The organism is Hungatella sp. (genome assembly GCF_046966825.1).
The window spans coordinates 12,976-27,730 of record NZ_JBKVCZ010000094.1 but is presented as its reverse complement, the minus strand read 5'-3'; the positions used below and the strand labels follow the sequence as shown (position 1 = coordinate 27,730).

General features: G+C 51.2%; 13 protein-coding genes. 5 read left to right on the top strand and 8 right to left on the bottom strand.

The genetic code is table 11. The annotated features are described in order from the left end of the window. Positions 1-1,143, top strand: a 1,143-nt coding sequence (locus ACLTD4_RS23445; RefSeq protein ID WP_412331590.1) for a dihydroxy-acid dehydratase, incomplete at its 5' end; no start/stop codon positions are given. Positions 1,144-1,161: 18 nt separating this feature from the next. On the opposite strand, the gene ACLTD4_RS23440 is transcribed toward ACLTD4_RS23445, so the two are convergent. The 8 genes from ACLTD4_RS23440 to ACLTD4_RS23405 form a co-directional block, all read right to left on the bottom strand. Further along, entirely contained in the window at positions 1,162-2,844 is a 1,683-nt protein-coding gene (locus tag ACLTD4_RS23440; RefSeq protein WP_117622041.1) for a DUF4091 domain-containing protein, read from the bottom strand. Between the two features lie 14 nt (positions 2,845-2,858). Then, a complete protein-coding gene (locus ACLTD4_RS23435; protein ID WP_055653321.1) occupies positions 2,859-3,674 on the bottom strand; it encodes a carbohydrate ABC transporter permease in 816 nt (271 codons plus the stop codon). A gap of 1 nt (position 3,675) precedes the next feature. Further along, positions 3,676-4,560 (bottom strand): carbohydrate ABC transporter permease, encoded by an 885-nt coding sequence (locus ACLTD4_RS23430; protein WP_117622077.1) that lies wholly within the window; start codon positions 4,558-4,560, stop codon positions 3,676-3,678. A 79-nt stretch (positions 4,561-4,639) separates the two neighbouring features. Next, the gene (locus tag ACLTD4_RS23425) at positions 4,640-5,992 is read right to left on the bottom strand and encodes an ABC transporter substrate-binding protein (RefSeq protein WP_117622040.1); all 1,353 of its coding nucleotides are present in this window, start codon (positions 5,990-5,992) and stop codon (positions 4,640-4,642) included. A 224-nt stretch (positions 5,993-6,216) separates the two neighbouring features. After that, positions 6,217-8,439 (bottom strand): helix-turn-helix domain-containing protein, encoded by a 2,223-nt coding sequence (locus ACLTD4_RS23420; RefSeq protein ID WP_055653319.1) that lies wholly within the window; start codon positions 8,437-8,439, stop codon positions 6,217-6,219. Between the two features lie 21 nt (positions 8,440-8,460). Then, the gene (rpiB, locus tag ACLTD4_RS23415; RefSeq protein ID WP_055653318.1) at positions 8,461-8,916 is read right to left on the bottom strand and encodes a ribose 5-phosphate isomerase B; all 456 of its coding nucleotides are present in this window, start codon (positions 8,914-8,916) and stop codon (positions 8,461-8,463) included. 32 nt (positions 8,917-8,948) lie between these two features. Next, positions 8,949-10,070, bottom strand: coding sequence for a chorismate synthase (aroC, locus tag ACLTD4_RS23410; protein ID WP_117622039.1), 1,122 nt, complete (start codon positions 10,068-10,070; stop codon positions 8,949-8,951). Positions 10,071-10,188: 118 nt separating this feature from the next. Continuing rightward, complete coding sequence (locus ACLTD4_RS23405; RefSeq protein WP_117622038.1) at positions 10,189-11,247, bottom strand: lactonase family protein; 1,059 nt, start codon at positions 11,245-11,247, stop codon at positions 10,189-10,191. Positions 11,248-11,456: 209 nt separating this feature from the next. On the opposite strand from ACLTD4_RS23405, the gene ACLTD4_RS23400 reads away from it, so the two are divergent. The 4 genes from ACLTD4_RS23400 to ACLTD4_RS23385 all read left to right on the top strand — a co-directional run bounded on the left by ACLTD4_RS23400 (position 11,457) and on the right by ACLTD4_RS23385 (position 14,735). Further along, entirely contained in the window at positions 11,457-11,990 is a 534-nt protein-coding gene (locus ACLTD4_RS23400; RefSeq protein WP_002604892.1) for a helix-turn-helix domain-containing protein, read from the top strand. Positions 11,991-12,062: 72 nt separating this feature from the next. Beyond that, positions 12,063-13,139, top strand: a complete 1,077-nt coding sequence (locus ACLTD4_RS23395; RefSeq protein WP_055653316.1) for an ABC transporter ATP-binding protein — start codon at positions 12,063-12,065, stop codon at positions 13,137-13,139. After that, a complete protein-coding gene (locus ACLTD4_RS23390) occupies positions 13,132-13,944 on the top strand; it encodes an ABC transporter permease (RefSeq protein ID WP_055653315.1) in 813 nt (270 codons plus the stop codon). Before ACLTD4_RS23395 ends, ACLTD4_RS23390 begins: the two co-directional genes overlap by 8 nt. After that, the gene (locus ACLTD4_RS23385; protein ID WP_055653314.1) at positions 13,944-14,735 is read left to right on the top strand and encodes an ABC transporter permease; all 792 of its coding nucleotides are present in this window, start codon (positions 13,944-13,946) and stop codon (positions 14,733-14,735) included. The genes ACLTD4_RS23390 and ACLTD4_RS23385 overlap by 1 nt, the downstream gene beginning before the upstream one ends. Positions 14,736-14,755: the final 20 nt, after the last annotated feature.

Sequence of the window (14,755 nt, the reverse complement as noted above, 5' to 3'; positions counted from 1 at the left end):
GCTTCCCCCATGCAGGTAATGGCCGACGCGCTGGGTCTCATGCTTCCTGGCACCGCTCTGATGCCTGCCACCTGTGAAGATTTGAAGAAGGCGGCCTACGATGCCGGAGTACAGGCGGTAAAGCTGGCAGAGACCGGGCTTAAATCCACCGATATCGTAACGATGAAATCCTTTGAAAATGCCATCATGGTGCACGCCGCCATATCCGGTTCCAGCAACTCCCTGCTTCACATTCCGGCCGCGGCCCATGAGTTCGGTTATGAACTCGACGCGGACTATTTCGACCGTATGCACCGGAACGCCCACTATCTGCTGGATATCCGCCCCGCAGGCAAATGGCCGGCCCAGTATTTCTATTATGCCGGCGGTGTTCCAAGGATCATGGAGGAGATTAAGAGCATGCTTCACCTCGACGTCTTAACCGTCACAGGCAAGACGCTGGGTGAAAATCTGGAAGACTTAAAGAAAAACGGTTACTATGAGAAATGTGATGAATACCTGGCGAAGGTCGGAAGGAAACGCACCGACATCATCCGAAGCTTCCAAAATCCCATTGGGGACAACGGCACCATAGCAATCCTCCGCGGCAATCTGGCGCCCGAGGGTGCGGAGGTGAAGCATTCCGCCGTTCCAAAAGAAATGTTCCAGGCCGTGTTAAAGGCAAAACCCTTTGACTGTGAGGAGGAGGCCATCGCCGCCGTATTAGACAAAACCATACAGCCAGGAGATGCCGTCATCATCCGCTATGAAGGCCCGAAGGGAAGCGGTATGCCGGAGATGTTCTACACCACGGAGGCTATTTCCTCCGATGAAGAGCTGTCGAAGAGCATTGCGCTCATCACCGACGGACGTTTTTCCGGCGCTTCCAAGGGACCGGCCATCGGCCACGTATCCCCCGAAGCCGCGGAGGGCGGACCGATCGCCCTGATCGAAGAGGATGACTTAATCGAGATTGATATCCCCGCCAGAATTCTGCGGATTATCGGAGTCAGAGGCGAGAAGAAAACACCGGAGGAAATGGATGCCATACTGGCCGTGCGTCGGAAAAACTGGACGCCGAAACCGGCCAAATATACCTCCGGCGTGCTGAAGATCTTTTCTGAACATGCTGTATCGCCTATGAAGGGCGGGTATATGGAATAAAATGCGAAAAGGGGTGCCTCATAAATTCGAGGCACCCTTTTTTCCATTCTTCCCATCAATCGCACAGTTCACCTTTTCTCTCAGCCGCAGCAGATACTCCGCGTCCTTCGGATACTTCTTAAAGGTAATCTGATACTCCAGCCCCTCATGAATCAGGCGTTCCACGTATTCCCGCCCGGCCAGCTCCTCCAGCCTTTCGAAGGCTCTCAGATCATACATTGCCTCCGTAAAGACCATAAAACGCAGCGATTCATAAGGGGTCCCGTCTTCCGCCGGGTAGACGACGAACGGATCCCCCGACGGGAAGCCGCCGCCTGCGTCTGTGACCAGATACGGATTCACTGCGGAAACGGAGTGCTGGGAATTATAAAAATTGTATCCCCAGTGCAGAAATCCCTTCATGCGGTACAAGTACAGCTGAACGCCCAGAATCCTGTTTCTGGCGGACGGCATGGCCATAAACTGATTGCTCACCTCACGGCCCTGGACGCAGCAGTAATACGTCCAGAGATTCTCTACTCCCGCCTCGAGAAATGGCTCCAGGAAGTCGTTGCAGACAATGGGATGTTCCACCACTCCGGCCTGATAGATGGTAAAGCTGCTCAGCGCATCGATCACATGGCAGTCCGCCAGGAGCGGCCAGATACTCTCCTTCGCCGCGCGGTAGGTTTCCATCTGTTCCCCATGAGGTTCGTCTGAGATATGAAAATACGTCTGTTCAATCACCCCCTCCTCCTTAAGAACACCTTTCAGCTCCGGCAGAAAGGCGCTCAGGAATCTGCGGTACGCCTCGCCCGCCGCCTCTGTGTCCCAGCCAAATATCTGTTTTTTCTCCCCATTTACGAGGGCCATTACCTTCGGTGCATGCTTTGCCCCCCACTGGGTGAACAGGTGGGAAATCTCCAGATATTTGATCCCGTTTCTCCTGCACATGGCTATCCACCGGCGCAGAAGCGAGAAATCAAAGGTATAGCCGCCCTCCTCTTTCTTCACGCCCACCAGCTGAACCGTAGTTCTTTCACCGCCCACCAGCGTATCTAAAGGCGGGGTAAAGACCGGGGTCAGAAGCATGTTCACGCCATGCTCCGCCGCTGTGTGCACAAACTGCTCCAGGATCTCCCAGTATCTTTTCGAAAATGGTTCCACGTTATAATAATCGGCCAGACAGTCCGCATGCAGCCATTCCGTATAGATCAGCCTCTGCTCCGGCAGAACGCTGTGAACCGCCGAAATCGTAACCGTTTCAGACCATAAAAGCTCTGTCCCTCTGCTTACTGAGACAGTTACCGGATAAGAGCCGCCGCACATTTCCGGCGTGACCAAAAGATCGATCCATGCGGCTCTCCACTGGGATGCATAGGGCCGCAGGATTCCGCCGCGCACCGGCGTCAGAAGGTCCGGGCAGAGGCACGGTTCTGTGAATAAGTAATTGTCATCCAGCTGTTCCCGGTACGCCGCCATGGCTGCCGGAACCAGCTCCACCTTTCGCATGCGGATGCGGTCCGTAATCTCCGAGTCAAAGGTTACCGTGATCTCCTGCTCATTCAGCTCACAGCCGCCATACTCCATATAATAGGCAAGCTGCATGGAGATTCTCTCTCCGCCCAGGGCCGTGATGGTTTTGCCGAGACGCCGCTCCGGCCGTTTGTCCGGAAACACCTTCTCCAGACTGTCTGTCAGCATAAATTCATAATTTGCCATACTTTCTTCCTTTCTCAGCCCTTCACGCCGCTCAAGGCGATTCCTTCCACAAACTCCTTCTGAAGGAAAATGTACAGGATAAAGGGCGGCATAAATGTCAGAGTAGCACCCGCCATGACCAGGCCGTAATTCGTGGCGTAATTACCCTGGAGGGAGGCCAGGGCCAGCGTCAGGGTGCTCCGGTTCGTGTTCGTGATGGCAATTAACGGCCACACGAAGTCGTTCCAGGTGGTGATAAACGTAAACACGGTCAGGGACACGAGGACCGGCTTGATGAGCGGAACGACGATGGAGTAAAAGATCCGGAATTCCCTGCAGCCGTCAATCCGTGCAGCCTCGATCAGATCATCCGGCACACTGGTGATAAACTGGCGGATCAGGAACACGCCGAAGGCGTTGACCACCGGAAGCGCCAGGATTAAGTAGGTGTTCAGCAGATGAAGCTTCTGCGCAATCCGAAACAGCGGAATTAAGATCACCTGGGATGGCACCATGAGCGTGGCTAAATAGACCGCAAAGAGAAGCTCGCTTCCCACAAATTTCTTTTTTTCGAAGCCGTAGGCCGCGGTCGAGGAGATCACAGCGTTGAAGAAGCAGGCAATCACCACCACCGATACACTGTTGAATAAATATTTGCCAAATTCGAAATTTTTGAAAATGGTTGAATAGTTTCTAAGATTCAATCCAGTCAGGCCAAAGTTCAGTTCCATCGAATACGTCTGCCGCATGGAGGTTAATACCATATAGACAAATGGAAATAACGCCGCCAGTGCCAGCACCGCAAGGAGAACCGCTTCCGCCCAGAGAACGGGCTGTACCTTCTTTTCCATCTTATTCCCCTCCTTTTCCGCTGAATACCTTCTTCTGAAGGATCGAAATTATTATGACAATCAAAAAAAGAACGAACGCCATGGCGCTGGCATACCCCATCTTATACTGTTTAAAGCCGGACTGATAAATGGACATTACCATGGTAATTGTCGCCGTTCCCGGGCCGCCTCCGGTCATCGTGTAGACCAGATCGAACACCTGGAAGGACCAGATCGTCCCCAGCGTGATGACCAGATACGTAATCGGCTTCAGAGCCGGAACCGTGATATAGAGGAACTGCTGAAGGGGAGATGCGCCGTCCACCTTCGCCGCCTCGTAAAGACTCTTCGGCACGTCCATGAGTCCAGCGTAATAGATTACCAGGAAGTACCCTACATTTTTCCAGATCGCTACAATGCTCACGCTGATCAGCGCCAGATTATAGCGGCCCAGCCAGTTTACCTTGCCGATGCCGACGAGCCCCAGGATGTTATTGATGATTCCGCCTTCCGTAGCAAGCATGAACTTCCACACGGTTCCGACCAGGACCATGGAGGAGATCACCGGGATGAACAGGGCGCTCTTGAAGAAATTGCCGACTCTTCCCCGGAACCGGGAGGCCAGCAGATTGGCTATCACCAGCGACAGCACAGTCTGAACCGGAACCGTCACAAGCGTGTAGATCACGGTGTTGCGGATCGCCGGCCGGAAAAACGGATCGCCGGCCATACTCTTATAATTGTCCAGTCCAATCCACACCGGCGGCTTCAGCACGCTGTATTCCGTAAAGCTGAAGTATCCGGTCATGCACAGCGGAAGAAGAGAAAACAGCACCAGCAGAAGAAAGCTGGGAAGCACGTACAAAAATCCATTGTTTTTTTTGATAAATTCAGATATCGCCTTCAAACGAATGATCCCCTTTCTAAAAAGATGCCGCGGAACATTTTCTGCGAATGTTTCCGCGACACCGAGATTCTTTCTTCCCTTACTTGTTCTGTGACAGCGTGTTGTTCGCATAGTCGGCCGCATTCTTCAGGGCCTCCTCGGGCGTCATCTGTCCAAGCATCATAAGCTGAAGGTTCTTATACAGGTTATCGTAGACCGCTGCGGAACCCTGTACGGCAGGAAGGGTAATAAGCGCGTCCTTGTTATCCTCATATACAGCCTTAAACGCCAGGTCATCGTGATACTCCTCATCCCTGGCGATCGGCGGAAATGCCGCCATCTCATGGAACTTCGTCATGGAAGGGCCGCTCAGCATGTATTTCACCATTTTCACTGCCAGGTCCTTATTCTTGCTGGCGCTGATCAGGACCAGGGAGTCCGCTGACGCAAATGTCCCCATCTTCTGGTCCTTCAAGGAGGTGAAGAAGCCCCAGTCGATGCCGGCCTCCTTAAATCCCGCTCCCTGATTTGTCGGACTCATGACAAATGCCGTGTTGCCTGCCTTGAATTCTGCAAATACCTGGTCTTCCGACATGGAGGTAATGGATTCCGGCATAATTCCATCCTTAAACCGTAAATCTGCCAGGAACTGGGCCGCTTTTATGCCCGCTTCGCTGTCAAACTCTGCTTTTGTGCCGTCTGCATTGAAGATCTCTCCGCCTGCCTGCCATAAATAGGGGAAAAAGATGGAGTTCATGGCACCCTTGGATTTGTCTCCCCACTGCTGAAGCAGCGGAGTCTTGCCGATGGCCGCCACCTTCTGGCAGGCATCCTTAAATTCATCCCAGGTCTCAGGAACGCTTTGAACACCGGCTTCCTTTAAGATTGCCTTGTTATAGAACATAACGCGGGCGCTGCCCACCACGATCGGCATGGCGTACTGCTTTCCGTCAATGACACCTTTATCGAGATAGTGGAAATTGTCTCTGTCCTCTGCTGTCAAAAAGTCGTCAAACGGTGCGATGGCGCCTGCTTTTATGTAATCGTTGATCATCTCCATGTACATGTATCCCACATCAGGCCCCTGTCCCGATGAAATTCCGGTCAAATACTTTTCTTCGTAATTGCTCCAGGGAATGATTTCTATAGAAACCTGTGCATTGTTTTCCTCTTCAAACGGTTTTAATATCTCTCCCCATACTTCCTTGTCGAGAGACTCCTCCGTGCCGAAGGGCGGCATCCAGAGCACCAGCTTCGTCTTCTCTCCGCTGGCTTTTTCCCCCTCTGTGCTCTTATCGGCAGCCGCATTTTCCTTAACAGGTGTTCCCCCTGTCTCATTGCCCCCGGCTGACGCTGCATCCTTCTGTCCATTGGCGCCGCACCCGGTAGCCAGCATCCCGGCCATCACCCCTGCAAGTGCCAGACTCAGACATTTCTTCATTCTTTTTTTCATTGTTTTTGCCTCCTTTTCCAATCGGTTTGATGATGGCCCTATCATAACACCGAAAATACCCCCTGTATATTTTCTATTTTTGTGCTGTTCTTCTAATTCTAAAATGCTTTATATAGAGATTTCAATGCACTGTGATATACATTTTTTTCACCGATTCTCAATTTTTTAGGTGAAAATCAAAAAAACTGATTAAAATATCTCCATTTTAATCAGTTTTTTATGCATTATTTTTTCTTGTAACGGCCCGGTGTCGTGTTTTCGAACTGTTTAAACACCCGGATAAAGGCGGCGTCACTGGAGAAGCCCACGGACAGTGCTATTTCCTTTATATTTTCGTCCGTATTCACAATGAGCCGTTTGGCCTTTTCAATCCTCAGACTGTTGATGTACTGTGCGATTCCGATTCCGTATTTCTTCTTGAAGGTGGTGGATAAGTACGTATTGCTCACACCAAGCATGTCGGAAATACTGTAAAGTCCGATCATGGGATCTTCAAAATTTAAGTTGATGTACTGTCTGGCCCGCTCCGCAATATTTTCCTTCTGGTCCAGCTGGCGCTTCTGCTGCCACCGGATCAGATAGCCGAAGCCTTCGTGAAGGAGCTTCAGCAGCTTCTGTCCATCCTTTGCTTCAGATAAATTCCTGGTGTATTCCTCCATGCGGTACTCGGTACAGCTCCCCGCGTGGTTTTCCAGAGCCATCAGAATAGGATTGATAACCGCGTATTTTTTCGCCCTGCTCGTGTAGACGTTGCGGTCGGTGCCGATATACTGGTTGAAGAGGAGATCCAGCAGCCGGTCGGCCTCCTCGAACTTCTCCTCCAGCATGGCCATCTCGTACTCCGGCATCACGCTTACATAGGCGGCGTTCTCCTGCCTTCCCACCATTGTTTCGTCATAGAAGAACACGCGGCCCCTGTCATTTTCACAGAATTCCGCAACCATCTGCGCCTGATGAAAGCTGGTTATGATGTTAGACATGGAATCATAGATTCCACCCAGCATAATCCTGCATTCCACCAGCGAGTGAAGGCTGTCTAATATTTCCGCGGCAATAGCCTGCATCTCCGCCTTTCCGTACTCCGGCTCCATATGGAACAGCAGTGCGAGACTACCGTCAAACTCGGCGGTCATGACGGCTATATCCTCTTTTTCCTTCAGCGCCCCACGGATCCGCTCGTCCGCGTCGTGAATCTCATCCTGGCTGAATCCCATGGGGTTTCGGATCAGTCCGGCCTGAAACAGGGAGTATTCCATCTGAATTCCGAATTTCTGCATGGAGGCGAAAATCACGGAATTATTGCGTTCCTCGCTGCTTAAGAGATTGCACAGGAACAGGGCCTCTATGGCCTCCCTCTGTTCCTCCAGCTTCCGGGTGCTCTCCACATTCATTTTCAGCATCCGGCTGATTCCGCTGTCAATCAGATCGTAATCATCCAGGAAACGGCCGCCCTCTTCCGTCTTATTCACAATCTTATCCAGAATGTCCTTCAACGGCTTTGCGTTGCGTCGTCCCAGAAGGGCAAATAAGACCGCACCGAATATCATGCACAGCCCGATGGACACATAGGCGATATTCCGTATGAAGTAACCGGAGTCCAGCAGCTTGCGCCGTTCGATCAAGGTGACATATTTGATGCCGTAATAATCCGAGTCCATCACAGAACCGTAGTTGCCCTCCATCTTAAATAAGGGCTTTCCGCCGTTTTCCTGCAGGCTTTCCTTTAAGTCCGCGTGGTCAATTCCGGAACCGAAACTGGCATAGACGGAATCATCCTCGGCAACTACCGCGGTCATGGTGTTTCCCATCCCCTCATTTGCGTTCCGGAGAATGGATTCCACCTCCGATTTATTAATGAGAATCATCAAAATGGCTGTTTTATCGCTGGATAAGTCGTAGGGAAGCTGGCGGAACAGGCACAGCTCCAGACTACCGTCGCTCTGAGGCATGAAACTGTAGCCGTCTCTCTTCTGGCCGCCGGCCGTCTCCAGCCACTTCTCATATCCGTCCAGCTTTAACTCATTTTTCAGCAGATAGTATTTTTCCGCACCAAAGTATCCCAGATCACCGACCACATAGTTCAAATGGGGATAATAGACGTATATTTCTTTAATAAAGGTATTGGAAAGCTTGTAATCATAGAGCTGGCGTGAAAACTGAACGATAAAATCCTTGTCAATTTCACTCAGCTCCTTTGAGCGGCTCAGCTTCAGGTTCACAGCGTTCATCTGCAGCTGGGCGGCAAAACTGTCGATATCATTCAGGCGGATATCGATGCTGGTCTGAAGCACGGATGTCAGGCCGTGATTCAGCTCCTCAATCTCCCCGGAGAACTCTTTTACCATCCAGGTCGTGAGCGCCACCAGCATACCGATCATGACGACGGATACGATGATAAAGGACCGCACCCACAGATAGAGACTCTTTGTAATCTTTCCTTTTTTCATCCGTTCATACCATACACCGGACTACAGCGCGCTCTGGTTACGTCTCTCGATATCCATCACCTGGTCCACACGTCTCTGGTGTCTTCCGCCTTCGTATTCTGCATTCAGCCATTCTTCCGTAATCATCTTCGCCATCTCCACACCGATCACCCTGGCGCCGAAGGCGAGGACGTTGGAATCGTTGTGCATTCTGGAAAGCTTCGCCGTATACGGCTCACTGCAGACGCAGCAGCGGATTCCCTTTACCTTGTTGCAGGCCAGCGAAATGCCTACGCCGGTTCCGCAGATGGCGAGCCCCAAATCCGCCTCGCCGTTTGCCACTGCATTGCCCACCTTTTCTCCGTAAACCGGGTAGTCGCAGCTCTCCGTGGAATTCGTGCCGTAATCGATTACCTCGTATCCTTTTTCTTCCAGAAACTTCTTCATCTCATTCTTCATCTCAAGGGCTGTATGGTCATTTCCTATTGCTATTTTCATTTTCTTCTCTCCTGTTTTTATAGATATATGGTTTATAAGTGCTCCGCGTTATGCACACCGAAAAATTCCTGAATCCGGTCCAGTCTGGAGGTCATGGACAGAAGGAGTAAGTCCGCCGTAGTCAGTGCCGCCATCGCTTCCACCACCACCACGGCCCGCGGTACGATAATCGGGTCGTGACGGCCTTTGATCGCGATATCCGTCTCCTCCATACCGCGCGTCACGGTCTGCTGCTGCTGTGCGATAGACGGCGTCGGTTTGAAGGCCGCCCGCAGCACGACCCGGCTTCCGTCGCTGATGCCGCCCAGGATTCCTCCTGCGTGGTTCGTCTCCTTCTTTATCTTACCGGATTCGTCCATGCGAAACGCGTCGTTGTTTTCTGAACCGACCGACTTCGCGGCCTGGAATCCGTCTCCGATCTCAAAGCCCTTCACGGCCCCGATGGACAGGATGGCTTTTGCCAGAGATGCGTCGTACTTTTCAAAGACCGGATCACCCACTCCTGCGGGAAGTCCGTCGATCACACACTCCACCACGCCGCCCACAGAGTTGCATTCCGACATCATACGGTCCAAATACGCTTCGGCTAAAGCAGCGGCTCCTGCATCCGGCATGTAGAGACGGTTTCTGTACATCTCCTCCGGATCGAACTGTGCGGGATCCGCTTCGTACGGTCCTACGGCCTTCGTATAGGCGCATACCGTGATGCCCAGGCTCTTTAAAAGCCTGGCCGCTATGGCTCCCGCGGCCACACGGCCGATGGTCTCCCGGCCCGAGGAGCGGCCGCCGCCCCGGTAATCCCGGAATCCGTACTTCTCGTCAAAGGTATAATCCGCATGGCCGGGACGGTACACCTCCATGATGTTCCCGTAATCCCTCGATCTCTGGTCCGTATTCATCACAGCCATGGAGATCGGAGTTCCCGTCGTCTTCCCCTCAAACACTCCGGAAAGGATTTCCACCCGGTCCGCCTCCTGGCGTTTGGTGGTGAAACGGCTCTGCCCCGGTTTTCTGCGGTCTAAATACGCCTGAATGTCTTCTTCCGAGAGCGGAAGCCCCGCCGGACATCCGTCCACCACGACACCGATACCCTTTCCGTGTGATTCTCCCCAGGTTGTTACCTTCAGTATGGTCCCCAGTGTTGATCCTGCCATGTATGATTTCTCCTTATCTCAATTCTTGTTTCAATCCACGCTTGTTTTGTTAAAACCGGGGCCCGCGTCCATTGTGCAAACGGACCGGCCCCCGGTTCTCAAATACCATTTTCTGCAATCACTCTCCGACCTTTACGATCACGCAGCTGTTGGGTTCATTGACTTTGATTTCTTTGCCGTTCATGATCAGCAGGCCCTTCTTATAGTCCACGGAAAAGAAAGTAATGCTGCCGTTCTCATGATTAATGGAAGCGATATGCTTGTCATCCGGGAATACACAGATGTCCTTCGGGTAGCTTCCGCTGATGGGCAGACAGCAGATATAATCCAAAAGGCCCGTCTTCGGGTCGCGGTCATAGACGGTTACCGTGTTGTCGCCTGCGTTGCCGCAGAACATGTGCTTCTCATCGGTGGATAAGCGCATGGAGCTGGCAGCGGTCAGTTGGGATAACGCCTTCGGCCCTGTCGTGGAGATGGTCTGTATCTTCTCGATCTTCGGCTGGCGCTCGCCCGTCTCGTAGGAGTAAACGTCGATCACGTTCTTTAACTCGTATAAAAGATAGAAGAATCTGCCATCCGAGCTGAACCGGAAGCATCTGGGCGCGGATTCCAGCTCGCAGCGGAGTGCATCCACCAGCATCAGCTTCTCTTCTTTTTCATCGAACCGGTAAATCTTTACCTGATCGATCCCTAAATCGGCCACCATAACGAATCTGCCATCCGGAGTCCTTCTCGTACAGCTTACGTGCGGCCGGAAGTTTCTCTCCGCCACGCTGCCGAGTCCCTTGTGGAACACTCCGTCTACGATGTCCCCCACCGTTCCGTCCGGGTTCAGTCTCAGCACTGTGGACTTCCCATCGTGGTATCCGGATACAAATATATACTTGTCCTCTGCGTCCGTAGACAGATGGCAGCCCCTCATTCCCTTGATATTAGCGGAATTCAGCCTTGTAATCGCCCCGTTCTCGTGAATCCGGAATGATACGACACCCTCGTCCGCGATGGAGTACAGGGTCTTTCCGTCATTCGATGCGATGACATAGGATGAGTTGTCCACTTCCATCTCGCATCTCGGTATAAAACGGCCTTTGGCCACGTCCACATCGTACACCGTAATCCCTTTTGCCTGGCCGTTGTAGGAGTAGGAACCTACGTATGCCATATACTTTCCTTTCATATTCGCGTCCTCCTGGATTGTTCCTTGTATAAACTAAAAATATCATATCATAAAAATGTATTTTTGTTAAGGAGAAACTATTGACATACGGATAAAATCCGGTATAATGTATTTTGCCGTGTGTTTATTATTACTAAACTTTTAGCTTATTATTATCGTCAGTTAGTATAACTAAACTCCAGGCTTATATTTATTAAAAGGAGGAGCGTATGGATATCGGTGCGAAATTAAAAGAACTGCGGATCTTAAAAGGCCTAACCCAGGAAGAACTGGCAGACCGTGCGGAGCTGTCAAAGGGATTCATTTCCCAGCTGGAAAGGGACTTAACTTCCCCCTCCATCGCAACTCTCATGGACATCCTGCAGTGCCTTGGGACCTCCATCGGAGAGTTCTTTAACGAGACTCCGGAGGAGCAGATCGTCTTTGGAAAGACAGATTACTTTGAAAAGCACGATCTGGAACTGAAAAATGAGATCAAATGGATCATTCCCAACGCACAGAAGAACATGATGGAGCCTATTCTTCTGACACTGGAGCCAGGCGGGGAAACATACCCCGACAATCCGCATGAGGGAGAAGAGTTTGGCTACGTCCTGCAGGGCAATATCTCCATTCATATAGGAAGCAAGACATATAAAGCGAAAAAAGGGGAATCCTTTTACTTTGTTTCAGATAAAAAGCACTATTTAAGCAGCAAGGCCGGCGCAGTCTTAATCTGGGTCAGCTCTCCGCCTAGCTTTTAAATTACATGGACTGCACGGGAAACGGATGAACGAAATCTGCTTACGTGCTCATAACGAGGAGGATAAAGGGTCATGGGTCAGCCATTAATTGATTTAAAAAACATTACGAAGGCATTTGACGGCACGGTTGTGCTGGACGATTTAAATCTTTCCGTAAAGGAAAATACATTTGTCACACTGCTTGGACCCAGCGGCTGCGGTAAAACCACAACGCTCCGGATTATCGGCGGATTCGAACGGCCAGATCAGGGTACGGTCATCTTTGACGGCCAGGAGATCACCAGCCTTCCGCCAAATAAACGCCAGCTGAACACCGTATTCCAGAAATACGCGCTGTTCACTCATATGTCCATTGCGGAAAATATCGCATTTGGACTGAAGATCAAAAACAAACCGAAGACGTATATCCAGGATAAGATCAAGTACGCCTTAAAGCTGGTGAACTTAGACGGCTTCGAAAACCGTACCGTGGACTCATTAAGCGGCGGCCAGCAGCAGCGAATCGCCATTGCACGGGCCATCGTCAATGAGCCCCGCGTCCTGCTCCTCGACGAACCGCTGGGAGCGCTGGATTTGAAGCTCCGCCAGGATATGCAGTATGAGCTGATCCGTTTAAAGAACGAGCTGGGAATCACCTTTATCTACGTGACCCATGATCAGGAGGAGGCCCTCACCATGTCCGACACCATCGTCGTCATGAACCAGGGCTATATTCAGCAGATGGGATCTCCGGAAAACATCTACAATGAACCGGAAAATGCCTTCGTGGCCGATTTTATCGGGGAAAGCAACATTGTTCCGGGCATCATGATCCGGGATGAGCTGGTGGAAATCTTTGGCGCAAAGTTTGTCTGTGTCGATAAGGGCTTTGGCAACAACAAGCCGGTCGACGTGGTAATCCGTCCGGAGGACATCGATTTAGTGGCTCCCGGACAGGGCTCGATCTCAGGCGTTGTAACCCATTTAATCTTCAAAGGCGTTCACTACGAGATGGAAGTCACCACACCGGATGGCTTCGAGTGGCTCGTACACAGCACGGATATGTTCCCGGTCGGACAGGAAGTGGATATCCACGTGGATCCATTCGACATCCAGATCATGAACAAGCCGGCTTCAGAGGATGAGGAGGCCGTGGGAGTCAATGAGTAAGAAATTATTATCCGGTCCCTATCTCATGTGGATGATCGGTTTCACCATCATTCCGCTGGCTTTGATCGTATTTTACGGTCTGACAGACAGGAGCGGAGCGTTCACCCTGGCGAATGTCTTATCCATCGCCACGGTGGAACACAGAAAGGCGCTGTGGCTGTCCCTCGGACTGTCCTTAGTCAGCACTATTATCTGTTTTATCCTCGCCTATCCGCTGGCCCTCATTTTAAGGTCGCGGGGTATCGGCCAGGGCAGCTTTATCGTCTTCATCTTTATCCTGCCGATGTGGATGAATTTCCTGCTGCGCACGCTGGCATGGCAGACGCTTCTGGAGAAGAACGGAGTGATCAACGGAATTTTATCGGCGCTCCATCTGCCGGCCCAGGGCTTAATCAACACACCGGGAGCCATTATTCTCGGCATGGTATATAACTTCCTGCCATTTATGGTTCTTCCTATTTATAATGTACTGTCCAAGATTGATGACAACGTCATAAATGCCGCCCAGGACCTGGGAGCCAACTTTTTTCAGATCCTGTTCCGCATTCTGCTCCCGTTAAGCATCCCGGGGATCGTCAGCGGAATCACCATGGTGTTCGTGCCGGCGCTCACCACCTTCGTTATCTCCAATTTACTGGGCGGAAGCAAGATTCTCTTAATCGGCAATGTCATCGAGCAGGAATTTACCAAGGGAAGCAACTGGAATCTGGGTTCCGGCCTCTCTCTTGTCATGATGATATTTATCTTAATCAGTATGGCGCTGATCGCCAAATACGATAAAAACGGGGAGGGGACTGCATTTTGATGGGCAAAAAGACTGGTATACTCAAACGTTTTGTTCAGGACTTCTATCTGGTCCTCATCCTGGTATTTTTGTACGCTCCGATTGCGACCATGACGGTGCTGTCTTTTAACAGCTCCAAGTCCAGGACTCAGTGGGGCGGCTTTACCACACGGTGGTACACGGAGCTGTTCTCCAGCAATACCATCATGACGGCGCTCTACAATACGCTGCTGATTGCCTTTCTGTCCTCGATCATCGCGGTCATCATCGGCACGGCGGCGGCTATCGCCATTAATAATATGAAGCGTGTTCCCCGCAGTATTGTGATGGGAATCACCAATATTCCCATGCTGAACGCAGATATTGTGACCGGCATCTCCCTGATGCTGGCATTTATCGCCTTCGGAATCTCCCTCGGGTTTAAAACGATTCTGATTGCACATATTACCTTTAACATTCCGTATGTCATTTTAAGTGTCATGCCGAAGTTAAAACAAACGGATAAGAGTACTTATGAGGCCGCCATGGATTTGGGCGCAACTCCGGTCTACGCCTTTTTTAAAGTTGTATTTCCGGATATCCTTCCGGGCGTGCTCTCCGGTTTTCTGCTGGCCTTCACCATGTCGCTGGATGATTTCATCATCACCCATTTTACCCGCGGCGCCGGCATCAACACCTTATCCACGTTAATATACAGCGAAGTACGGCGCGGCATCAAGCCCTCCATGTACGCGCTGTCCACTATCATCTTCTTAACGGTGCTGATCCTCTTACTGATTACAAATTTTGCACCGAAACGGAAGAAACATTAAGATTATTTAAAAGGAGACAG